Below are 23,193 nucleotides of genomic sequence, written 5' to 3' on the forward strand. Positions count from 1 at the left end.
CTCTTTATCTCCAAATAAATCTAGCTGGGTTTATAAAAAGGTTGTTGTGGTAGTTTGCCTTCATTGCCTCATATTCCTTTAAGGCTTCTTCCCTTGAAGGTCGTACTGGGAATCCATCTTTCAAGCACTTGTCGATGTTCTCCTTATTGCGTTTGTTGAACTCGCAGATAACAATACACCAACCATCGGTCTTGAGTTGTTTGACACCATCAAGCTGAACCAACTTGACCTTTCTGCCCTTATTCATCAACACCAAACAAGGGTCATCAATACGCCCAATCAGGGCATCAAAGATAGTTGCTGGACGACACCCCTCAGCCACCTCGTATTTAGAAGTGATGGAGAGTTGCCAACTATCATATTCCTGTTGTCGTAGTTGTTGATTAGCTACGATATCGCTCACGTAACCGCGTGTAACTGGTGGTGTTAGTTGTAGTGGTGGTATTTCAATCTTCATTGTCTTCTCCAAGCCATGCTTCAAAGTCGTCTAGTGTATCTTTTGTTGGTCTCGGTACACTTTTGTCGGGATGACAATTGTTTACCGTCTCTAGAGGTATAGCCACAGGTGTCGTTGTTTTTTCTTCGTCCAATTTGTAATATCGTTTATCTGCCTGCCTTTGTGCTTCACACCAACCATAACCTCTTCCATTTACCAAATCATTTTTTGTAGCAGAGTCGTTTCTTTCGTCAAGGTGACTAAGGTTAATCAGAAATCTATTGCTAGGAAAAGGGAATTTGGGGGACGGTAAAAAGGGAAGCTGATTTTTGTACCGTGGATTCTTTTCTAGTCTTTTAGCTTCGATTTCTGCATTTCTGTCATCTAACAAACGTCTAAACTCTTGGTTCTTCTTCTCCTGTTCTGGTGTCCATTTAATGGGTGCATCATCTGGGAATATATCCTCAGCAGGGATATCATTCAAAGTAATTGTAGAGAGTTTATTAATGCTGAGTTCCCGTCCGTCTAGAAAGTCCTGAATCACGCGCACGTCTACATCAGGGTCGTTTTCCATAATGTTTGTAGCCAGTAACTTTTCGTCTGCGTACTTCTGCCTCAACACTTCATTGATGTAATTCAGCCGCATAATACGTTCTTCTTCACTTACAGGTACTGATTTCCACTTCCAAGGTCTGTTCTTATTAGTTGCCTTCTCAATAACTTCTACTTGCTGTCTGAGTTTAGATATCTGTGCTAGCGTTGCCATCTGTCGCCCTCCGCAGCATCTCTTTCAACTCAGCTATTTCTACAACGACATTAAAGGTGTCAAAGCCTTTAAACAGGAACTCCAACCCCAACTTGATAGCTGTTAACTTTTCTCTATCGCTAAGGTTGTCACGGTTCAACATCTCCAGCAAAATGTGTGCCGATTTCTTACCAACTGAAGTAAGTACACCTACTGTTTCTTCTACCGACCGCTCTCTAATCCGCCTAACTTCAGCTTTAAACTCTTTACCAATTGCCCACTTTCTGATTGTTTCTTGCGAGTAGCCTAATTCATTCCCTATTTCCAAGTTAGAATGCCCTAGAGCATACATTTGAGCTGCTATAAGGTGTTTTGCATCTAGTTGGCTTTCTTGTACTTCCATACCCGAAATCTGTGCTTCTTTTCCAACTTATGTATCTATTCTAACGTCCATATGCATAATATTTCATATGCAAAAACAAGCATATGCATAAAATTGAATAAGTATGAGAACACAAAGAAAAAAGCAGCCCTTGGAGATGGTGGAGAACTGCTTACCTTGTTGAACGTACGAGAAGGATTGGAAGAAGAAGGTTGCCAGGTTTTTAGGATACCTGAAGTTTAATATAAGATTTTACATATATATATGACTATTCTAGCATTCTTGACTAGCTAGTCTGCCGCAGTCCGATTTCAAATCGAGTAGAGTAAATATCACAAATATATTCGAGAGGCAGACAAGGGTTTCTATTAAGATTTTGTCGTAGGCTTGCTTATAATTGTTATTCACGATACATAATTAGAAAGTAGATAAATCTTTACTGCTAGCCTCTTGCCCATGATGCAGGAGGCTTTGCTTTGACTAGCTCATCAAACACAGACTCGACGAAACTCCCCAGATACAAACTTTATGGTGTCGGTTCAGGTATTGCACCTATATGCACCACAGTGAGTTAATTTTTGCTACGGAAAGTATAATGTAACAGTTTTTAAGTAATATAGAGTGTATGCCATAAGACGTATCACCTAAGATAGAGCTTAGCAGCTATAAATGTTAGGAGGGTTCGTCTGTCGTGGAGAGTCAGGTTGACAATTCTCAACGGGGATTAATTTTGGCAGTTGAGGATGGTGCGGACAACTTAGAATTGATTATCCAGGTTTTGGAGATAATAGGCTTTCCATTCATCACCGCTACTGATGGTCGGACTGCAATAGCTATGACACAGCAACACCAACCAGACTTGATTTTGTTGGATATAGTGTTACCTGACATAAGTGGTTTAGAAGTGGCTCAGCGTCTCAAGCAAGATTCTCGAACAAAGGATATTCCCATCGTTGCTGTTACTGCTATGGTTGCAGAAGAAGAGAAAGGACAGTATTTATCAGCAGGTTGTATTGACTTCGTGGCAAAACCCTACGATATTGAATTTCTGGAAACAGTGATTAAACGCTATCTTTCCTAAGGTCGCGGTCTTTATATTATCTAAGCGCGACCGCTCTAAGCACCGATAGATAGAGGCGTGAAAACTCATTATTAGCTAAACCTTCAGCAGGAGGAATTATCAATGCTTGTTGCTGTGATAAATTCACGTTGGCAAACGCCGCTCCCTACTGAAGAGAATGTCACAACTCCAGTTGATGTTTACGGGTACTACGGTAGGTGGATGCTAATTACACGCTATCGCTTAGGGGATGCTATTCTTCTTGCCCGTAGAGCTGGCGCACTGAATCTGTTTGTGTTTCCGCAGAATGTTGACCCTAGAACAGAAAAGCTGGAGTAACTAGCGGGATTAGCCTGCTATCCTCTTTCAGTTATGAATATACTGCATTACACATCATCCTCTTGGACGAATTGGACAAAGGATAAACTCGATAGACTGGAACGTGTCTAACTTATGTCCAACTTATGTCTAATTACGATGCACTATGCCTGAAGCTGTAACATCTACCCACGCATTGGAGCAACAAGCCCTGAAGTTGCAAGAAAATGGACTCAAAGTAAAGCAATGGGGCAGGACATTGCAAGAACGTAGCGACCCATTGGCATTGTCACACGGTCAACTGATTGAACAATGCGGGAAGGTGATTCAGCAAAAAGCAGAAGAAGCACTTGTCTACACCCAAGTAGCGATAGAACAGGAGGATTATTCTCCGGCTTTGATGAATCTGATTGCAGAAACACAATCGGAAGCAAGAGTTGCATATTTACAAGCGATTACCATTTTCGCCCAGATGATGCAAAAAAGAATCAAGCTAGTCGGGAAGCATCTCTAGTTAGGCATTCCAATTAAAAAACGCTTTGTGACAAACAACTCCACCTATTGGCTGAAGAAAAATAGGTTGCCGTATGGAAAAATCCGATTGAGACAACATAGGACTTCCGTGTTGTCCCTATCAGCTTCTCCTACCACCCGTTCCCACTGCGGCGCTAGTTGGTAGGAATTTTTTTTTTGGTGCTTATTGATTGAATGCGAATGTCCTTGTCCGGCATCGCCTATATTTCCGTTATCCACATAACAGTAATCGCACTAGGGTGTTCCCGCTGCAAAACTTCCCAGGCACTAGAGATTAATTTGTAACGATAGGCATCGGCATCATTTATAGTCCAGCAGCCGTTACGTCCGCCAGTCCAAAAGAGTTCGATACCGTCAGCTTCAGCGCAGACAATGTAAGACTTCATAAGGTGATGCTGAGGTGAGTAGCTGGAGGATTTATCTGAGGTAATCGACTTAAAGCCAGCGTATGCATTTCATCCACTATACTGATTATTGCTGCACGCCGTGTATCAGCATTTCTCAACACATATATAAATAAATCTTCAAGTTCAGCACGCAATCGCAAAACAGCTGCCACCTTACATGCACCTACCATCAGGAGCTAATCTTAAACCTCGCCAATCTAGCAAGCTTATCAAGATACTGCTTCATGGCTGCATTACTGCTGTGAGGGATACAACCATCGTCATAAAGGTATTCCGTATCCTTAAGCCTTAGCTTCACTTCATGCGGTGCATAATCTACCCAATCGCTGCTTAGCGTTCCTAGTGGTTTGTAGTGCCTATTCAACACAACGAATTTTCCATTAGCCTGTTTCTGGATGCAGTAAGGCAAGTAAACGTAATCAAAGTACGATTTCATAACTACTCCTAAAATTTGACTTATTTTGTATCAACATCTGTTACAGAATTACCTTCTTTTTAACCCACCTTAACCCACTAACCCACCTCCTTTAACCCACCTCTTCAACGTCTCAAACACTTATGTAGAAAGAGGTTTAGCTCCTTTAACCCACCTTAACCAACTATTTTGGAAATTCTTAGCTACAGATAAATAATTTCCACTAGTAGTATTGAAGACTTTTAATTCTATAAAAAGGTGGGTTAGGTAGGTTAATAGTAGTGAAATATTTACAGCGTAAGGGTTTGAGCTTAACCTACCTAGTAACCCACCACCCCCACAGAGGTAGGTGAGGTAGGTTAAGTTAGTTTATGTTTAAGTCGCCCCCCATTTTGTTGTGGATTTTGTTCGACATCGTTTATGAATTCCAGCCAATCTTGACTTTCGAGCTTAGGCATGTACCACCAGAATGTGTATTTACCTTTAAAAGTCTTCTTCAGTGGTGTTTTCTTGAAGCCTAGAACTTTTAATGACTTGGATACTTCCATCTGACTTTGTTTCGTGACTGACTTACTGTCGAGTCCGATTTGTAGCAGTAGGTCATTGAGAGTAAATGGTTCATTATTCCATTTTGGGTGTCCAGTACCGTTCATCCACTCAACTACTTGGTCATAATATAATCCGTTGTCTGTAAATTCTTGCAAGTTTACTTGTTGCGATAACTCTTCTTCTTCCTTGGTAAGGTAGTTATTTTCTCCTGCTAGATGTCTTCTATAAACTTCAGCTAATAGCAGTTCTCTATTTTCTTTCAACCACTGCAAGTCAATATCCTTCATGATGTGGACGGGGTGGTATCTTCTATCTCCTGTAATATCAGATAGAATTTCTACTTTGTTGGTAGTCCCGACAAAAACTAAAGGACGTTTGTATTCGATGATGTCAGTGTCGTAAGGTTTTCTGTAGCAATCTTTTTGTTTGGTCAGGAATTGCTTCCTTTCCGAATTGGCTTTTTGCCCGAACATACAATCGATTTCCCCAAACTCAATCATTGAATTACGCGCAAGCACCATCTGCCCGTCTTTGTCGTTGGGTATTGATTGAATCTCTGTAAAATAATCAAATCCGGCTAGCTCCTGGAAGAAACTACTTTTACTTCTACCTTGCTTCTCGGAAATCAGAATAAACACTGTATCGTGCTTGCATCCTGGCTCAAATATTCTTCTACACCAACCTAGTAGAAAAACTTCAACATATCTTAATTCCAAAGGTGTAGATAACCCTAGTATTTCTTTTGTTAGCTTTTCTATGAAGTCAGTAGCATCAGGATACTTCGCATAAGCTTTCTTAAACTCCTCTTGTGGGTGATTGATGCAGCGTTCTGGATTTTGCATTATTCGACCGATAGCACTTCGTAGCCTGTTAACCTCTACATCTCTACCTAAAACTCTGGCTGCTTCTACTTCTAAATCTTTTATGCTTATTGCTTTACCTTTCAATTCCAAGCACTCCGGTTTGTAAAAATTCCAACGTAAAGCACCTTCGTAGTAGTCTTCAAAAAGAGAATCCAACCTTAAACTTTGTGGCGCTTTTTCATTTGTCCACACAGGTAATATTCCAGTAGGTAAGTCATCTATCGAGCCTATCTTTCTGAGGCAAGCTTCTCTACCTCCTACCAATTCTGCTGCTGGTCTTGTATCGGGATTGATTGTGCTTAGGATTCTTTCCCACTTCTGCCCGTCTCCTTTGATTGTTGGGAAAGTATTCCAAGCGGCTTCAGCTAACTGCTCTAAACTACCAACACAAGTAAATCCTTCTTCTTCAAGAAAGTTAATCCATCCTTGTGCATCGTTCAGCAGTTTAGCTAGTGCCGCGCTTCTGTCCTGTTCAATCAGTGGGTTTTTACCTTTTAGAATACTTATTGATGTTTTTGATAGGCAGTCTTCTAACTGAATTTCTATACAATTGTTAGATTTTGGTTTATCAGGTTGTTGATTGGGCGCGTTATCCTGCTTGAATTTAGCTGCTTTGGGGTACAATCCAACTGATGCTGCATTCTTAACGACTGGCGGATACTGCGCGAAATACACCCATTCATAAGGAATACCATCCACACCTACTGTGGGGGGGAGCAAGGTATGTCCGCCGTTTCGTGCTAGTAATTCCCCACAGCATTTTTCTCCTTTGTAGTCGGGGTCAAGTACGAACGGTGCAAAATCTGCTGCTTCCTCAAAGGCAAATATGAACCGATAACCACCTGAAGGGGTTTTGAAGCATAGAGCGGATTTGACAACGGGGTATTTTTCTTTCCACTGGTTGATTGCTGCTAACATCTCCTCTTGAGTTGCGTACAGCGAACCTGTTTTACCGTAGTCAAAATCTACGTGACCAATGTAGTGCTTGCCGTTCCAGCCACCTAGCGTCCCAATCCCTTTACTATGACTGAACCATTGTTCTAGTTCCATATAATCTGGTAGCGCTTCTTGGTATCGTTTCCAAGATACGGTATGAGTCTTACCAGTGGAATCTAACCAACAGGGTTGTTTCCCTCCTGGTGTATTAAGTTGCTCCTGACACTCCTTGGGATTTTCGGGTAGGGGTGGTCTTTTTAAATAATCAAGCACCCAATAAATAGTATCGTGAACTGTAGTTGGGACTTCTGTTCCTTGCTCTGCAAAAGAGTTGTAAGGATTTGTGTCAGATTGTTGGACGTTCGCGTGTTGGTCTGTCATAATTTTAGTAGTTACGTGAATTAGTTAGTTGCGTAGCTAATAGGTTGGTTTTTCGTTTAAAAACACTGAGGTAATCGCTTTATCGCAGTGTTTGTGTTTTAGGAAGACACAAGAGAACAAAATCATCAGAAGGGAGAGGGGTGCTACTAACACTCCCTCTCTTTGTTTTAGGGGTTAGTAGGGATTAGCCAAGTAAAACTCCACAGAATATGGGTCGTTCTTTTTCAACCACTCGACTTTACGTTTTACTTTCTGCTGAAACTCCCAGGCTCTTATCCCTCTGGGTTTATTTATCTCCTTCATAAGCAGTTCCATCGCTCTTTCTCCATAAATAAATTCCCCAGCAACGGATGAGTATTGTTGCTCGAGTCTTTTTACTGGTGGTCGTTTTTCGTGTGACATGATACAGTAGATTCCTAATCAAAAATTACAGTGACGGAGGAGTGTTGACGCACCCCTCTTTTTGCTATGCAGACTTTTGACCAGATTTATTTGAATCAAACTCTTTACGCAGTATTCCTGTTATTACACTGGAAAAAGTACGACTTTCTTCAGCAGCTTTCTTATTCACTACCGCAATTAATTCATCCGGTATGCTTACACTCTTAACTGACATTTTTATTCTCCTTTAATACCCTGTTGTTCTTGTGAACAACTACTTGTAGTATAACAAATTTCATGCCAAATTCGCATGAAAACAATACGACTAGCAACGTAAAACAAAGTAAAGAGATATTTCAATACACATGATGAGTTGTGAGGAGTTGATGTGTTTAGTACAAGTTTGGAAGTTTAATTGAATTTATTGGTACAACTCTGGAATTTGTGGGGCGCTAAGCAATCCTGCATAGTGTTGGTACATCACTTGAGTTGAGTGACCTGATAATGCTGAGACTTCAATAGGAGCCATACCGCTCTGGAGGCAATGGGTCACAAATGTTGCGCGTGCTTTGGAGGCTGGACGGTAGGGTATATCTAACGCCTGTAGAGTTGGTTTCCATATCCTCAGCCTGAAGTTGGTTAACATGACAGGTCTGCCCTTTTCTGTGGTAAACAGCGGGTCTTCAGGTCTAGCGCCAATAGGCTTCATCCCCAGCAGCAAATCACGTAGACCTGGGTTGAGAGTAATGATACGCGCCTGATTTGTTTTTGTGGGTTTTCGCCCATCCAATGCTGTCACCGCCTCACCAACCCAAATCGTCGAGCAGTCATCGCTGACGTGCTTCCATTGAAGTGCTATAACTTCACCAAGCCTACAACCAGTACCAAACAAAAATAGGACAAATCCCCAATAGTGAGGAAATGTCCGTTCAATCTCACCTAGAATAGCCTGTACCTCTTGTTGTGTAAAAACCTTAGCCCTCATCTTGGGAGGCACTTTCACAGCCTTTACAGCGGCTTTCCAGGAGTTATTTGGTAGTTCCGCCCAGTCCCAGCAAGCAGCTAGTAGAATCAGCCGTTGCTTGAGGGATATTGGCGCGTACTTCCTTTTTATGGAGTCAACAAACAGTTTGATATCTTGCTGCGCCAGGGCTGAGGCTGGAAGCTTCCCTATGTCGCTGCGCTTGATGTGTTTGAGTAACGCTTTGTACCTGCAAAGGCTAGCTTTATACAAAATTTCTTGCTTGTAGGCTAGAAAGCTTTCAAACAAGTCCTCTACTGTCTTTGGCGGTGTTTTGCTGGGTGGTGGCACGTCTACCCTACTTACACCGACTGCGCTGGATTTGTATTTCCTAAAGGTAGGGTCGAAGTTGCCTGCTAGCAAATCCAACTCTACTTGCTTGGCTATTACCTGCGCCTCTTTCCTACCCTCATCACAATCCCCAACACCTGGATGAAATGTGTGCTGCTTGCCTCCATGCCTGAATCTAAGTCGCAAGCTGAAGCCAGCAACTTCAACATGAACCTGAGTAGTCTTCCTTCTCCTTCCCACTTGAGTACGCTCCAATTGAGTATGAGTGAGAGGATATTGGTGTTAAAGTCTTGCTGTGGCTAGCCTCTGGCGGTTTCAACCAAGCGGAGTTATTAGCGCGGAGTTTTTGTCAGATGACTGGGCTAAAACTGCAATCGCAAGGATTGGAGCGCACGCGCCAAACTGTACGCCAGTTTGAATTACCTGGAAACGAGCGAGAGCAAAATTTAGCTGGAGCCTTTCACCTCGGGTCGGATTTTCGTCACCGTCGCCCTGTACGTCCAGTTTTGATCTTAGATGATATCTATACAACTGGCGCAACAGCTCGCTCAGCCGCTCAGACTTTGCGTCAAGAGGGGATTCAAGTTTTTGGAGGCGTGGCGATCGCTGCTACTTTGAAAGGAAAGGGCTAAAAATCACAAATCTTATTTGCCCAAAACTTTAACTATACCAATACCACCAAAGTAGAGTGCCAGTACCGCACCCGCGAGCAGAGATTGAGTGATCGGATCGGTAGAGGGTGTTAATACTGCTCCCAAGACTACCGCACCTAGCAAGACAAAGCGCCATCCCGACAGCATTTTGGCAGAAGATACAATACCCAATATGCCGAGTAAGGCTTGAATAATCGGAATCTGAAAAGCCAAACCGATGCTGAACATGAATAGCAAGACAAATTCAAAGTAGCGATCGATCGACCATAGTTGTTCTACTACATCTGCTCCGTAGCTGATAAAGAAATTTAATGCAGCTGGAATCAGTACCAGGTAGGCAAAGGCTAATCCGGCTCCAAACAGCACGGTAGAACCTAAAACGATTGGTGCAATTAAGCGGCGTTCGCGACGTGTCAATCCTGGTAAAACAAACTGGACGATCTGGTAGAGGATGAATGGACTGGCTACCAGTAAACCGCTGTAGCCTGCGACTTTGATCGAAACAAAAAAGTATTCGCCTGGAGCCAGTTGTAGAAACTTAACTCCCTGTGCTGGCACTTCTAATAATCTGACAATCGGTTTGACGGCTATGAAACAGCCAATAACCCCTACGACTACAGCAATTAGGGCATAGAAAATCCGCTGCCGCAACTCCTCTAGATGGTCGAACAGGGACATTTCCACTTCGTCAGGCAGTTCGTTCAGATAAGAATCTTGCTCTTGAACCGCTGGCTCAATGTCGTTATTTACATCTGCCTGAGATGCAGTGTCAACTTCAGAGGGTGGTGTCATTACTCAAGCCATTTCCATATCTGATGAATATTGTATCTGTTATGAAGGGAGCAGGGAGTAGGGAGTAGGGAGCAGGGATTTAACTTTTGACTTTTGACTTTTGACTGACCTCTCATCCCTCGTCCTCTGCTTGAACCATCGATTGTATTGCTGCTTCAATTCGTTGCCAGCCTGTGGGTGAGGTTAGATCTATGCCAAGGAAGGATGGGTATATGCGCGATCGCAATGTCAAGTAAACGAGTCCAGCAATTAAAACCGCGCCGATCGCTGGAAGATCTCGATTTTGCGACACAGGGTAGTTTTGCCTTAAATAATCCAAGCAGGCGATCGCTGTTTGTTCTCTGATTTGTGCTAGTTCCTCCGTTAACTCGTTTCCTTCTAACAGCTCCCAACGTAAGATTTCTTGCGTAATTGGACGCTCTTGTAAGTCTTGTGACAGTTGCAACAGCATTCTTACCATTTCTTCGTCCCAGGAATCTGCTGCTACGCCATTATCGATCAGTTCTTCGGCATTAATCCAATAATCTCCTTCTTTCCCAAATGCCCGCAGTAGCTCTGGCAAGCTGCCAAAATATCGGTAAATTAACACTTTATCGACTTGTGCTTCGCGGGCGATCGCATTGATGCCTAATTGTCTAAACCCTGATGCTGATAGTAATTTGCCCACTGCTGCTAGAATTCTAGCTTTTGTCTCCTCTTTATCCCGCGTCATCGAAAATTCGTACTATTGTCACTGACTGGTGACTATGATACCTTGTCACTAGGTAGTGACTTAAGAAGATTTTGGTCACGCAAAGGCGAGGACACTTCCGTGCGGGGGTTTCCCCCGTTGAGGAGCGACTGCGTTGTGGGGGTTCCCCCCATTGAAGCATGTCGCGTGAAAGTGTCCGTAGCAGAGGCGCAAAGTGTTTCTTGTTGTAGAATCGGCGTGAAGAATAAGGGAAATGAAGAAGATTTGTTTGGATTTAGAGATTTACACTTATCAGATCGATTTTGTCGGTCACGTGAATAATTCTGTTTATCAGCAGTGGATGGAAATCGGACGAACTAAGTTGTTAGAAGCGGTAGGAATGCCAATTCACGCGATCGCAGAACGCGGTTTTGTGCCTATCTTAGTTCAAACAAATATTACTTACAAAAATCCTCTCTATTTAGGCGATCGCGTGCGCTTAGAGTTATGGCTTTCCGAACTCAGAGCTGCATCTGCCATAATAGATTTTTGCTTTTTTAATGGTGATAATACGTTGGTAGCAGAAGCACAGCAAAAAGGACTATTCATCGATCGAGAAACTAAGCGTCCGCGTCGATTGCAAACGGAGGAGCGAGAATTATTTAGTCCTTATGTAGTTTCTGAATTTAGCGCTAATTCCAATCGAGAAACAGCAAGAGTTTAGCTCTATTTATCTTCTGGCAAAACCTTGACTTTTGCACTAGTTTGAGTTAAGTTGCCAGCACTGTCTCTAGCAGTATACGTAATTGTGTAAATTCTTTCTTGTCCGTTTTTAGATTTTGCTCTTAGAAAAACTCGTCCATCTGGCTTAATTTGAATATCTTCTGAGGTTAAGCGATCGCCTCTAGCAATTTGTCCATCATTAGTTGTAATTGAGCCGATTCTATGTGATGGATTTGGGTCAATATTATCGCTTACCTGCGCTTTAACTTTTATCTCTACTAGGCGATCGTCTGCTGGTTCCAAAATAGTGGGTTCTACGCTAAAACTAATTTCTGGTGGTTCTCGATCTGGAATAAATCCCTCAAATTGAGCTGCTGTAAAGTTGGAAATGGGAAGATCGTCATCTGTATTTAAAGATCTACCACCACCGTACACGATAAAACCTTGAATAATGTATGGCGGAGGAAGTTTTTTATCGCCAATGGCTGCACCATTAAATCTGAGTTTTAGTTGCGCGTCTCCAGCCGCAAAGGAACCTTCTCCCGCTGCTAGATCGATAACAGTGCGATCTTTTGTTGCGAGTGAGGCACTCCATTTATAAGCACCGCTATAAAGAAAATTTATAGGTATCGTAACATCAAGATAATCGAATTTATCATTATTATTTATATCTATTCCTACAGTTTTAGCACTACCATTTCATAGAATTGCTTCCCGGTGAAACTGTGCTATTTTGTAAGCTTTAGTTTTGCCTAAGTTGATAACTCGATCTTTGAGAGCGTAGGCATCTCCTTCTAAAAATACCTCGCTCACCTGGTAGGGAGCATCAACTTTTAAATATTCTTTAATATCTTGAGTATCAAATTCGATTTCAGGGCTGACATTACCAATTGGTAGCTTAACTCTGGTATTTTGAAAGAATGATTCGCCATTGCTAGCCTTGAGAGTCACTTTAATAAAGTATTCTCCAGCTTCTAAAACGCGAATAGCAGGAGATATGACAATGAGATCGAACAATCCATCGCCGTTAGTATCGATACCGCGATCGCTAAACGATTTCAACAGTCTAGCAGTTCTGCGAATAACTTTGAAATCTGTAGAAACGTGGCGCTGAAATAAATTGCCTTTTGAGGTTTTACCTTCTACATTTGCACTGACTTGAAACTCTCCAGGTTCTCTAGCTTTGAGAGATGCGGTAAAGATACCATCATTCGCAGTGCGATCGCCATTTAAGCCATCATCGCGGAATGTAACAGGTTGCTTTTGTAGCGTTCGATCTCCCAGTCTTTCAATTACAGCATTAATTGCAATTTGTTTAATCAGACTTCTATCTTCGATAGCTGCTAGTTCTAATTGAATATTGCTATTTAACCAGTGTTCTTTTTTGATACTTTCTATACCTGCAAAAATAAAACTATCAGATAATAAAGTAAATCTAATATCTTATTGATTGTTAGTAGCATTTGTAGCTTGAATAATGTATTTCCATTTTCCAGGCTGAGGCTTAAAAAGTTTAAATATTTGTAAGCCTACTAATTCGGGTTTTTGGGAGAATATAAAAAAGTTACTTTGAAATCTGGTACTATTCTGGGTGCGCTGAGAAAAGCGATCGCCGTGAGGAGAAATTAATTCAATTTCAATGTTTTTCGAGATATTGCCAAAAAGCAAATTGACTTCACTCGCATCATCTATAATTACAGTATCCTCAATTCTCTGAGCTGGAGCTTTCAGAGTATAATTTTTCTGCTCTTGCTCTCGCATTCTGCGAAAATCGATAAGTTGGTACGGATTTTCAGTTTGTGCGCTAGTAGGCAAAGAGATGATGATAGCAGATAAAGCTAGTAACGAACCTAGTAATTGAGATTTCTTTTTTGCAGCTTTACTCATACCAAAATTAGCCTAAATTTGCGCTCGACTAGAGCAAATTTATCCTTGAATTTATTCTCATTCCAACAGTGATTTCACCAGATTTTTGCCTGGTGTACAATAGCTTTTTTCAAGAGATTGAGTAGGATCTACTTACTTGCTACATCAATTGACATTGATGGATGCACATCAGAATATCTCGCAACTAATTGAGAAACTTGTGGGTTGTATAATCGCAGATAATTCCAATAATTACCAAAGACTTGTCGCACGTACCCTTGCGTTTCTCCAAAGGGAATAGATTCGACAAATTCATCGGCATCTTGAGTATTGAAACGCTTTAACCATTTTTCTACGTTGCTCCAACCAGCATTGTAACTCGCGATCGCCAACAATGAATAATTATCAAACCGATTGTGGGTGTAATCCATATACCAGGTTCCTAGTTGAATATTGTCCTGGGGATTTTCTAAATTGTAATTAGACACGTTGATTTTTTCTGCTATATATTGAGCTGTACTAGGCATTACTTGCATTAATCCAACTGCTCCAGCTACAGAACGAATACTTGACTCAAATCGCGATTCTTGACGAATTAAAGCCGTGACTAAAAGCGGATTGAGCTGATTTTGTTGCGCCCAGGCTTGAATTAATGGTAGGTAAGGAAAAGGATAACGCGCTTGCCAATAGCCTAGCTGTTTACTCAAATTTTGATACTCTGCCTTTTCTAAGGGAAGATCTCTATCTTCTAGAGTAGAAATTTCATTAATTCCAATTAAGTTTTGCCCCTTTGCCAAATACATTAAACCATCAGTAAATTGTTCGGCTACGGTTGTTTTTTCGGGATTACTATATTCAACTTGCCATAATGCTAAAGCCTCAGCATCTTGTCCTAATTGATAGAGTTCTTTCAAAGCAGGAGAACCAGCAGGTGGAATAACACGTTGAGGTGATGAAAATTCGGGATTCATCTGACGCACGGTGTTAAAATTACCCACATCTAAACCTAAAAGTGTAGCCGATCGCCAAGCATAATAAGATTGAGGAAACTTGCTCAAAACGGACTCAAAAGCAGTTTTGGCATCTTCATTTTTACCTAATTTTTGCGCCCATTTCCCTACCCAAAAACCTGCTCTGGGTGCGAGAATACTTTCGGGGTTCCGTAGGGGAATAACTTCCGCCCATCTCGTTGCTGCTTGATAATCTTTTTTAGCAGCTTTTTCTTGTGCGACTTGCCAGCGATATTCCGCTGCGGCATCTGAATCGCCATATTTATCTAATAATAATTGTCGGACTTTGGCAGCAGATTGTTTGCTATTCAGGTTGTCGAGTAAATTCGCTTTTGCTACTAGTGCTTCCCCTGCTTGTTTGGGAAAATGATTGACAATTCGATCCAAATAAGCGATCGCTTCTGCTGGTTTGGATATCCGCGCCAATCGCATCAGCGCCATTCCAGATTCTTCTGCGTTGGGATAAGCAGCTACTAGTTGTTTGTAAACAGAAATAGCTTCTGTTTGTTTAGTACTCAATTGCAATCCCCTGCCCCAGCGATAAACATTGCGGGAGGTACGAGGCGATTTGGCGTAGGCGGCAGCAGCTTTACCATATTCTCGATTCTCCCAGTAAGCTTGGGCGACTGTTTGCCAATGTTGGGGTTTGAGTTGCGCCGCCGACTGACTGACTAAGCGATCTAAAACAGGGAGAATTTCCGGCTTCTGGTAGTCATATTGCGCCAAAAGTAACTGCAATCGCGGCTGCTGGGGATTTTGTTGCAGTAGCAAACGGGCAACTTCTAAACTGCGGGGATGGCTGGGAAATAAGGCGATCGCTTCTTGCCAATATTGCGGTTCGTTTTTTCCTAGTACGAACAAGGCTTCTGCTGCTACCGGACTTTTAGAATGGCGCTGGAGTAAGTCTTGCCAAGCGGCTTGAGTTCTTACCTTATTTCCCGTCAAAGAATACGCTTGGGCGCGTTTGAGGGCGATATGAGCCGCTAGTTCGGGATAATCTTTTTCTAAATCTTGCAAAACCGCGCTCGCTTTGTCCCCTTGCCGTTGTATGATAAAGTCGCTCGCTAGAAGGTAACGGGCGCGGCTGCGATCGCGAGAATTAGATTGTTTGGCGATCGCTTGCAATTGTGCTGCTCTCTCGCTGGGAGAAAGAGAAACTAGGGATAAAACTCCCGATTTTGGAATATCTAAGCCGTTTTTTCCTTGCGGTCTCAGCAGAGCAATTCCGTTTTCTCGATAGTTATTGTAGTTAGCAACTATTAGCGGTACGCCCAGTAGAGCAATAAATAAGCATACCCCAGCGGCAAAAGCATAAGATCGTCGCTGCAACATAAAGATTAAGTTTAGTTAACCTGAAATTTAGATTAAATCTCTGCCAATCTAGCATTCCCGCTCGGTAATTGGCTGCTGCGATCGCTTTTAATTTTTCTGAAAAACAGGGAGTCGGGAGTCGGGAGGAGCCAGTCGCTTGCGGGAGGTCGGTGCGTTGCGCTCTTTCCCCCCGTTGTAGCAACCGACCGTAGGGTTTCCCCCGCTCTCGCAACTGGCGTTCGGGAGTCGGGGGAACAAATTAAACAAATTAGCTGTGTGACGTGGAGTTAGAATCACGTTGGCATCAATTACAACTTGACTAAAACCCCAGGTTCTTTTTGGATCGGAACCACATTTAATATATCGGTCTGAGAACAGTATTTTAGATCTTCATGACAGTCTAGGCGTAACAACCGCTTACCGTGACTGGCTTGGTGCATGAGCTGCAATAACTTATCTTGCCATTGACTGAATAGCGCGATCGCGTCGATAACTTCATCGTTACCAGCAATTTCTTCGATTGGTAAGCTAGTCTTCTCCCACAAACTATGGGCGATCGCTCCCGCACAAACTGTATCCTCTAATGAAAAACTGCCTTCCCAACCCGAACCGACAATCCAGACTGTTTCTGGTTGTTTTTCTAATACGTACTTTACTACTGCTGCCCGATTGATCAAAGCTGCTGCCATTACAGTTGGAGCATTCTCGATCTTTTGTAGGGCGCGAGTCCCATTTGTTGTACTAATAAATAATCGTCTACCTTCAACTTTTTCTGGGGTGCAATCGAGGGGAGAATTGCCCATGTCAAAGCCTGCAACTTTTCCCCCGCCTCGTTCTCCTGCCCGCAGTCGTTTTTCTGGCGACCATTTATCGCTGACGTGCATGAGTTGTTCTAGATCGCTAAATACTTGAACGGCTTCGCCACCAGCGGCTAGGACAGTTGCTATGGTAGACGTGGCTCTGAGTACGTCTACGGCGATCGCACAATCTGGGTTGCAGTCTCCAGGTACTAGTTCTGGAGTGTGATAGACGTATAGCTTCACGGGGGAGCGCCCTATAATTTTAAATTTAATTCAAACTTCCGCAATCTTACCAAAGATTGTTTAATAATTATCTTTGATTTTGGTGCTTGCTAAGTTTGAATGAGAAGGGCGATCGCATAACAATTTTTTGCTGCACAAGTGCTAGATCTAGCCTTAGCTTTCAACTACAAGCTGTGATGTCTTTTGTACTATTCAAAAATTTCAATACTTACGATTATAAATTTCTATAGATAGATTGAACTTCAGATAGTTTCGTGCAGCAGATCTATCGGAGGGTGCCAAAGATATTCTTTGAGATTGACTTTTCCGCCTGAGTTGAATTTTACTCCTTCTTGCTCTAGCAGCGATTTTTGCACGTAGTCTGCGCCATGTCGCAGAGGTGAATAGGAGATTTCGCCTTTGGCATTAATTACTCGCTGCCAAGGAATATCGGAGTTTTTATCTACGCGATAAAGAGCATAGCCGACTAGACGAGCTTTACCATAGAGATTTGCTAAGTCTGCTATCTGTCCGTAGGTGGCTACTTTTCCTCTAGGAATTTGGCGCACTATGTTGTAGATGGTATTATAGGTAGACATTTGGCAGTTATCAGTTATCAGTTGTCTGTTATCAGTTAATCCTCACTTAAAAATACTTGACTTAAGCAATTACCAATTATCAATTACCAATTACCAACATCTACTGCGGAAAAATATCAATAATTTGATTCAGGTTCATGGCGTAAAATTCATCGCGGTGTGTTATCCCTGCTAATTCCCACAAAAATACGCCTTTTGCGCCCAATGTAAAAGCCTGTTCTGTCCAGTTTCGATAAATTGGAATTCGTTCTTTTTGTAATACAGTAGCTGGGAGAGGAGAACGATCTGTCTCTGACTGACAGCGACACCAGCCCATTTCTCCTAAATACCAAGGTTTATTACCAAATACAGTAGCGCGAGATTTTATCCATTCTTCTCCCATTTTTACGTAACTTTCGGGAGTCTGGGAACGATCTGGTTGTAGCAAATAATCCCAACCACGGCGATCGCGGAATTGTCTACCACACTCGTTAGGCTGATTAAATTCTACTGCTTCATGGGTATACATGTGGATGCTTCCCATTGTCAAAGTACTATTTGGCGCAAACAGATTAGTTTTTAGATCGATTCCTTCATAATACTGGCTTTCGTTTTTGAGATAATTTAATTGCAAGTCTATAGGAGAATTCAACCAACCCTCTTCACCTGTAGTAATATTAACTTTTGGCAAACTCCTTTTCACAAAACTAGCTTGGCGATTTAACCACTGAGCCACTATTTGATGAGAATATAAATTGTTTTCAATCTTTTGATTCTCCCTACTATAGCGATTCTTGCCCCGTGGTTCGTTCATAATATCGAGAATTGCCACTTGAGAATATTTTTGACAAACTTGAAGTACGGGTTGAATATGAGTTTGAAATAATTTTTCAATTGCTGGAATTGTATAAAAATCCAGGCTGTATTTCAAATAATATTCTTCATCTTTGCGGTTGCAATAAGCGTCAAACCATTCTTCTCGCTCGATTTTGCTTACCCATTCTAAATATCTAAGAATGCCACCGTACTCGATCCAATAGTTAGCCAAAACAGGCACGAGATAAAATTCCATTTCGGCTAATGACTGCATCATTGCGTCTAAAACCTCTAGCACTTGACGATCCATTTGTTGAGCCGTCGTCCACAGCATGGCATCAAAATGAAACGGTCGATTGACTCCCTTTTTTACAGTTTGTCTTTTGTCTGAGGGATAGTTATTACCAGCAAGAAACCGAATTGCATTAATTTTACTGCGATCGCGTAATCTCGCTAATCCCAGTTCGTCTTGCAGGTATTTGCGGATAGTTTGACGTAGATTAGCTTGAGGATTTTCCTTTGCTTTCCGATAGCTTTCTGTCAAAAGATAGAAAGCATTAATCCCATAAAAAGGTTCGGAAACTGCACTGTTAGCAGGCAGTAAATGAGTGGCGATCGCTCCCATCGCTGCATACGATCCAGCTTGAATTAATTGTCTTCTGGTTAGATTCATACGAAAGTCAAAAGTCAAAAGCTAAAAGTTAAAATAATCTAAATTAGAGGATCGTGTTCGCTAGCTTAATTTCATCAGCGTTTGCTCCACCAGACTTAATTTAACTGTTTGCTGCATCAATACGATAAAGTTTTGACTTTTGACTTTCAACTTTTGACTTTCTTCACGGTGATTTTGGTTCTGTAGGGGGCGCAGGTGTCTCTGATTCTGCCTTTTTCCCAGCTCCGAATGTATACCAAATTTGAGCTTCAAAACTGCCACCAAATTCAGTTAGGTTTTTAAAACCACCTACAGACAAAGTTAAATTGTCATTCGCACCCCAACGCATCTGTCCGCCGATTTTGGAAAAATCTTCGTTATCTGATTCTCGCAAGCGATAAATTCCGTAAAATTGCGTTGCGAGGGCGAACCGACGCAAGATATCGACGCTGAGTTCTCCAGTGAGACGCAACTCATCGCTAGACGAGCCGAAATAATCGCGATAGCCGACTTCTACAGTTCCATAACCAAAACGTTGTTTGCCAACTTGAAAACCTCGGCTGATGGGTAAACTCACTTCTACGCCAACATCTTGATTCCCCGCACCGGAGGGATCGTCGTCAGCATCGTAACCTAAAGGCACGATGATGTTGGCTTGTAAGGCTGTTGCCCAGTAGGGATCGCGGTTGAAGCGCCAGCGAATACCAGCTTCTTGAGGTGCAAAGCCTGAATTTTCATCTCCGCCTCTGTCGTCATTTTTCGACCAAGCAAAGGGTGATTTGAAAATAAAGGTCAAATTGTCTTGCAAACCATGTTCTAGATAAAACTGAATTTCTTGTTTGTGAAAAGTGTCGGTATCGAAATTGCTGTAGCTGAGGGAAGTGAAATTAAAGTTTTTTGGTTGAGTAAATCCCCCTGCTAAACTTGGCAATGTTTCTGCGATCGCCCATACTCCGCTGAGTAACACTGTAGCGATCGCTCCTTTGAGGTGCTTTACCCTAAAGCCCATTCTCCCTCCTGTATGACTCCTTTAAAAGTCTTTGCGGCATCTAGGGCATTATAGGGATTATTCTTGTACAAACCGTAGTGCATTAAAGAAAACTTATCTAGTCCCATGTCAGACACCGTTTTTAACCAACTCGGTTGTGCCATGATCGCAAAGTCTCGCGTCACCGTATCGGCACGACCCCCATTGGGATGAAATTCTTTAATTGAAGGCTCGTAGTGCGACACCATCAAGGATTTGCGGTATTTGGAAAAAATTTCGCAACACTGGCGAATTTGTTCGGGGTTGCCTGGGTCGGGACGCTGAATTTCTGGGTTAAATTCCCCTGCTGGTCTGGGTCGCATCGATTGAAAAGCAACACCATCCATTTGCTGCATCATCTGGGCAAAAGGGGGAATCATGCTTCTACCGCTACCCTTGTCAGGAAAATCAAACGTCACAATCCATCCACCCCAACTGGGAGCTACCCAAGCACTAGGCAACTGACGCTTAATAACTGCCCTCGCCTGCAAAAGATTTTGCATCAGTTTTTGGTAGTATTTTTCGGTTTGGGCGTTATACGTATCTGCGGGTACGCGCCAGTAGGAAAATTCAGTTGCTAGCGTCCAGTAGGTTTGTCTGCCTTTAGAATTGGCTTTGCGAATGTATCCAGCCAATTCTTCCAAGTCTTCTAAGTATTGCTGGGAGATGTGATAGTCTCCCGTAGGTAGTTTAGTATCATCTTCCCAGGTAATGACTTGCAAGCTGTAACCAGCAGAAAACCAAGCTGATAGCAACCCTTGACGATGCCAAATTCGCCAGAAACTCAAATCGCCTTGTTTCCCGTTAACACAGTTGAGCCACCCAGTGAGAAAATCGGGCGACCAAGCTTGAACTAATTCTCGCACGGCGGGGTTTGCTTTAATCTCTCCTATGAGTTGAGCCGGATCTGCTCCAACACCAAGATGCCAACGGGTAGCGTTGCCCGCTTGCAATACTGGCTCTTTGCCAGCAAAACGGCGATCGCAAAATGTTAGCAGCATCGAAGTGGCAAACAAACCTTGCAAATATTGACGACGAGAATAGCGGTTCATGGTGGGCTAAGGCGTTGCAGAAGCTTATAGTGTGGGTTGCCAAATACCTCCTGAAAACCTGGCAGTGTAGTTTCAGTTAGTTGAGGCCAATAAGATAAAATCCGGTCTTGCTCGCTACCGCGAGTCTGCGCCCCTGGAATCAAAATATAATCTGTCAGCAAATCTGGCTGTTGTAAAGCCAAGAAAAACTCGTTTTGATAGGGCAAAATGAAGTAGCTAGCATCATTGAGCATGTAAATAACTGGAAAGTTAACTGCATCGTCAAGCAATACCTTTTGACCTGGTAAAAGTTTTTCGTACAACACCTGAGCAATTTGCCTTTGTGCCTGTTTTTGTTGCAGCCATTGTTGTACTGGAATTGTGGTCAAATGTTCTTGACGAGAGATCTGTCGCCAGAAAATAGCTTCTTCTGGTATGACCCGATCTTGTTGTAAGAAAGACACACCGATCGCTAAATTGGCAGCTAAAGCTGCTGTCAGCAAAGAACGCTGCCAGAATTGAGTTGGGGTTTGAAGTTGGACGATCGCTGGTAGAATTCCTAAAAAAACTCCAAAGCGGCTGACCTCTGCCATAAAGGTTCCCTGAAAAAATCCAGCTACTAAAAGCATGACTGGCAATAGTAAAATTGCTGCAAATAACAGCTTTTGTTTCGATTTCCAGATCGTCCAACCCGCGATCGCTAAATATACAGGCACGACTTGTACCAGCCAAGCGAAGCTCTGCCACCAACTATTCAAAAAATCCTCTTGTTGCAAGAAAATTTTAGTTTCTGCCAATCTCATCCCGCTGTAATGGCTGTTGAGAAAATAGTAGGCATCTCCAGTAAACATCCAGTTCATATACAACCACGTCGCAATCAGGACGAGGCTCATGAATAGGGTGACTAAGATTGCCGTTACTTTAAAATCCCAAGCTTCGGTAGGAAATAACAGCAGAACGATTAAGGCGACTGCGGGTAAAATGAGCCAAGCTTCGTAACGCAATAGCATTAGGGGCGCTAATCCCAGTCCTAATAGAACTAAGAGTAAGGTAGTCGGTAGCGATGGTATTTCTTGCCCTTTCGCCAACATCCATAGCACTGCCATCAGCAGCATCAAGAAAATCGTCACGGCAACCCAAACTGGACTTCGCAGTAGCATTAAGCTAAAAGCGGGGTTCAAGACAATTAAGACAGTCCAAACGCTACGCCAAATCGAAGGAACGGCAATGTTGCCCATCTGCCAGACAATTAACCCGACTGCGATCGCCCCTAGCAAGGCTTGCAAGGTAATCGCCGAGCCAACAATCAACGTGGAATAGACCAGTAACGGCGGAAAAATGGACACGATCGCCCGATATCGGGGTTCAGCTCCATTGAGGGCTTGCAGTGCTTTTGCTCCCAGAAACTCTGTGTCGTAGTTAGAAAAGCCACTCATATCTAGCCAAGCCAAAATTAGACCCAGCCCGATCAGAGCGATTGCCCCTGCACTTAGCCCTTTCAAAAGATTAGGCATGTCGGAATTGACCAAAGATAGTTCATTTATTTACGTTAATCGGTCGCGGCTATCTCGCGTCCAATTCATTTGACCGTGCTAATGAAACTATTGGTTCTTGTTGCAACTCGTGCAGCAAGTGCATAGCAGAGAAATACAATCGGAGCGGGCTTCTACTTACCTTGAATTCCCAGCGATTGGATTGGAAATTCTGATGGCAGGACTCAGACCTTCCCTTCTCATGATTCCTCTGTTCGTGCAGGAGGCAGCAGGATCGATCCATCTGCTATTGACTTGCCACCTACTTTTTTCTCGATATACTCGATCTAACTGTTGCCATTTGCTCCAGCCTGCATGTATTAAGTAGTTATGTTTTTTCATATGCTGCACGTTCATGCATATACTCTACGTATATATGGACTCAGGCAAAGCTTCTAACTAGAAATATGACAGAATTTGTTGCCCATATCTTTGAGTCACTGTTTGTATTTATACCATACCCTGAGTAGTTATTTATACTTTACCGAGCGAATATTTGTAGCTTGATATAGGCTAAAGGTGAAGCGATCGCTCGGTCTTAAAACTTGAAAACTGGAAACAAAATCGGAACTATAATTGTCAGTGATGTTTTTACAATCAACCAATTAAAAGTTATATAGCAATCTACCTTGCGATCTCAATCTATGTTGCCTGTTAGATTTTGACAAGCAGGAGTCAGGAGTCAGAAGAATTAATTGAAAACTTTGTTAGACAAACCCACAGATAGACAAACCCACATTTATGCAGACCCATAGCCTACGCTCAGACTATTATGCGTACCCTGTCGTACA

The 23,193-nt window shown here is 42.6% G+C and carries 26 protein-coding genes and 1 pseudogene; 5 read left to right on the forward strand and 22 right to left on the reverse strand.

Translation table 11 applies throughout. The features are described from left to right. Positions 1–4 precede the first annotated feature (4 nt). Genes N4J56_RS12750 through N4J56_RS12760 form a run of 3 tightly spaced genes read right to left on the reverse strand, consistent with a single transcriptional unit; the run spans position 5 to position 1,584 of the window. The gene (locus tag N4J56_RS12750; RefSeq protein WP_317106787.1) at positions 5–457 is read right to left on the reverse strand and encodes a hypothetical protein; all 453 of its coding nucleotides are present in this window, start codon (positions 455–457) and stop codon (positions 5–7) included. After that, complete coding sequence (locus tag N4J56_RS12755; protein WP_317106788.1) at positions 447–1,202, reverse strand: hypothetical protein; 756 nt, start codon at positions 1,200–1,202, stop codon at positions 447–449. Before N4J56_RS12755 ends, N4J56_RS12750 begins: the two co-directional genes overlap by 11 nt. Then, positions 1,177–1,584 (reverse strand): hypothetical protein, encoded by a 408-nt coding sequence (locus tag N4J56_RS12760; RefSeq protein WP_317106789.1) that lies wholly within the window; start codon positions 1,582–1,584, stop codon positions 1,177–1,179. The genes N4J56_RS12755 and N4J56_RS12760 overlap by 26 nt, the downstream gene beginning before the upstream one ends. A 670-nt stretch (positions 1,585–2,254) precedes the next feature. On the opposite strand from N4J56_RS12760, the gene N4J56_RS12765 reads away from it, so the two are divergent. The 3 genes from N4J56_RS12765 to N4J56_RS12775 all read left to right on the forward strand — a co-directional run bounded on the left by N4J56_RS12765 (position 2,255) and on the right by N4J56_RS12775 (position 3,455). Continuing rightward, the gene (locus N4J56_RS12765) at positions 2,255–2,644 is read left to right on the forward strand and encodes a response regulator (protein ID WP_317106790.1); all 390 of its coding nucleotides are present in this window, start codon (positions 2,255–2,257) and stop codon (positions 2,642–2,644) included. 102 nt (positions 2,645–2,746) lie between these two features. Further along, on the forward strand, positions 2,747–2,962 hold the full coding sequence (locus tag N4J56_RS12770; RefSeq protein ID WP_317106791.1) for a hypothetical protein: 216 nt from the start codon (positions 2,747–2,749) through the stop codon (positions 2,960–2,962). Positions 2,963–3,107: 145 nt separating this feature from the next. Then, on the forward strand, positions 3,108–3,455 hold the full coding sequence (locus tag N4J56_RS12775; protein ID WP_317106792.1) for a hypothetical protein: 348 nt from the start codon (positions 3,108–3,110) through the stop codon (positions 3,453–3,455). Between the two features lie 44 nt (positions 3,456–3,499). Here N4J56_RS12775 and N4J56_RS12780 read toward each other — a convergent pair whose 3' ends face one another. The 6 genes from N4J56_RS12780 to N4J56_RS12805 form a co-directional block, all read right to left on the reverse strand. Continuing rightward, positions 3,500–3,694 (reverse strand): hypothetical protein, encoded by a 195-nt coding sequence (locus N4J56_RS12780; protein WP_317106793.1) that lies wholly within the window; start codon positions 3,692–3,694, stop codon positions 3,500–3,502. Further along, positions 3,676–3,861, reverse strand: a complete 186-nt coding sequence (locus N4J56_RS12785) for a hypothetical protein (RefSeq protein WP_317106794.1) — start codon at positions 3,859–3,861, stop codon at positions 3,676–3,678. Before N4J56_RS12785 ends, N4J56_RS12780 begins: the two co-directional genes overlap by 19 nt. Positions 3,862–4,051: 190 nt before the next feature. Further along, complete coding sequence (locus N4J56_RS12790; protein ID WP_317106795.1) at positions 4,052–4,318, reverse strand: hypothetical protein; 267 nt, start codon at positions 4,316–4,318, stop codon at positions 4,052–4,054. 338 nt (positions 4,319–4,656) lie between these two features. Then, positions 4,657–7,026: a VapE domain-containing protein gene (locus N4J56_RS12795; RefSeq protein ID WP_317106796.1), complete on the reverse strand. Its 2,370-nt coding sequence runs from the start codon at positions 7,024–7,026 to the stop codon at positions 4,657–4,659. Positions 7,027–7,492: 466 nt separating this feature from the next. Then, the gene (locus tag N4J56_RS12800; protein WP_317106797.1) at positions 7,493–7,642 is read right to left on the reverse strand and encodes a hypothetical protein; all 150 of its coding nucleotides are present in this window, start codon (positions 7,640–7,642) and stop codon (positions 7,493–7,495) included. Positions 7,643–7,828: 186 nt separating this feature from the next. Continuing rightward, positions 7,829–8,959, reverse strand: coding sequence for a tyrosine-type recombinase/integrase (locus tag N4J56_RS12805; protein ID WP_317106798.1), 1,131 nt, complete (start codon positions 8,957–8,959; stop codon positions 7,829–7,831). Positions 8,960–9,009: 50 nt separating this feature from the next. Here N4J56_RS12805 and N4J56_RS12810 point away from each other — a divergent pair, with 50 nt between their 5' ends. Next, on the forward strand, positions 9,010–9,351 hold the full coding sequence (locus N4J56_RS12810) for a hypothetical protein (protein WP_317106799.1): 342 nt from the start codon (positions 9,010–9,012) through the stop codon (positions 9,349–9,351). 12 nt (positions 9,352–9,363) lie between these two features. Here N4J56_RS12810 and tatC read toward each other — a convergent pair whose 3' ends face one another. Both tatC and N4J56_RS12820 read right to left on the reverse strand, forming a co-directional pair. After that, entirely contained in the window at positions 9,364–10,164 is an 801-nt protein-coding gene (tatC, locus tag N4J56_RS12815; protein ID WP_317106800.1) for a twin-arginine translocase subunit TatC, read from the reverse strand. 112 nt (positions 10,165–10,276) lie between these two features. Next, positions 10,277–10,876 carry a TetR/AcrR family transcriptional regulator gene (locus N4J56_RS12820; protein WP_317106801.1) on the reverse strand — a complete coding sequence of 200 codons (600 nt, stop codon included), beginning with the start codon at positions 10,874–10,876 and terminating at the stop codon, positions 10,277–10,279. 232 nt (positions 10,877–11,108) lie between these two features. On the opposite strand from N4J56_RS12820, the gene N4J56_RS12825 reads away from it, so the two are divergent. Next, entirely contained in the window at positions 11,109–11,558 is a 450-nt protein-coding gene (locus N4J56_RS12825) for a thioesterase family protein (RefSeq protein WP_317106802.1), read from the forward strand. Positions 11,559–11,560: 2 nt separating this feature from the next. On the opposite strand, the gene N4J56_RS12830 is transcribed toward N4J56_RS12825, so the two are convergent. From N4J56_RS12830 to N4J56_RS12875, 11 genes and pseudogenes are all read right to left on the reverse strand, one after another. Beyond that, positions 11,561–11,992, reverse strand: coding sequence for a hypothetical protein (locus N4J56_RS12830; RefSeq protein ID WP_317106803.1), 432 nt, complete (start codon positions 11,990–11,992; stop codon positions 11,561–11,563). A 264-nt stretch (positions 11,993–12,256) separates the two neighbouring features. Beyond that, a complete protein-coding gene (locus N4J56_RS12835) occupies positions 12,257–12,619 on the reverse strand; it encodes a hypothetical protein (RefSeq protein ID WP_317106804.1) in 363 nt (120 codons plus the stop codon). 93 nt (positions 12,620–12,712) lie between these two features. Continuing rightward, positions 12,713–12,997: pseudogene (locus tag N4J56_RS40990) on the reverse strand (choice-of-anchor X domain-containing protein); the annotation flags it as partial. Between the two features lie 3 nt (positions 12,998–13,000). Further along, the gene (locus tag N4J56_RS12840) at positions 13,001–13,444 is read right to left on the reverse strand and encodes a hypothetical protein (protein ID WP_317106805.1); all 444 of its coding nucleotides are present in this window, start codon (positions 13,442–13,444) and stop codon (positions 13,001–13,003) included. Between the two features lie 128 nt (positions 13,445–13,572). Continuing rightward, positions 13,573–15,765, reverse strand: coding sequence for a transglycosylase SLT domain-containing protein (locus N4J56_RS12845; RefSeq protein WP_317106806.1), 2,193 nt, complete (start codon positions 15,763–15,765; stop codon positions 13,573–13,575). Positions 15,766–16,052: 287 nt separating this feature from the next. Next, positions 16,053–16,787 carry a 2-phosphosulfolactate phosphatase family protein gene (locus tag N4J56_RS12850; RefSeq protein ID WP_317106807.1) on the reverse strand — a complete coding sequence of 245 codons (735 nt, stop codon included), beginning with the start codon at positions 16,785–16,787 and terminating at the stop codon, positions 16,053–16,055. A 242-nt stretch (positions 16,788–17,029) separates the two neighbouring features. Continuing rightward, the gene (locus N4J56_RS12855; protein WP_317106808.1) at positions 17,030–17,365 is read right to left on the reverse strand and encodes an MGMT family protein; all 336 of its coding nucleotides are present in this window, start codon (positions 17,363–17,365) and stop codon (positions 17,030–17,032) included. A gap of 100 nt (positions 17,366–17,465) precedes the next feature. Continuing rightward, on the reverse strand, positions 17,466–18,833 hold the full coding sequence (locus N4J56_RS12860) for a cellulase family glycosylhydrolase (protein ID WP_317106809.1): 1,368 nt from the start codon (positions 18,831–18,833) through the stop codon (positions 17,466–17,468). 163 nt (positions 18,834–18,996) lie between these two features. Beyond that, positions 18,997–19,821, reverse strand: coding sequence for a hypothetical protein (locus N4J56_RS12865; RefSeq protein WP_317106810.1), 825 nt, complete (start codon positions 19,819–19,821; stop codon positions 18,997–18,999). Further along, a complete protein-coding gene (locus N4J56_RS12870; protein WP_317106811.1) occupies positions 19,806–20,891 on the reverse strand; it encodes a hypothetical protein in 1,086 nt (361 codons plus the stop codon). Before N4J56_RS12870 ends, N4J56_RS12865 begins: the two co-directional genes overlap by 16 nt. Continuing rightward, entirely contained in the window at positions 20,888–22,384 is a 1,497-nt protein-coding gene (locus tag N4J56_RS12875) for a hypothetical protein (RefSeq protein WP_317106812.1), read from the reverse strand. The genes N4J56_RS12870 and N4J56_RS12875 overlap by 4 nt, the downstream gene beginning before the upstream one ends. Between the last annotated feature and the right edge of the window lie 809 nt (positions 22,385–23,193).

It is taken from the genome of Chroococcidiopsis sp. SAG 2025, from assembly GCF_032860985.1.
Classification (GTDB): domain Bacteria; phylum Cyanobacteriota; class Cyanobacteriia; order Cyanobacteriales; family Chroococcidiopsidaceae; genus Chroococcidiopsis.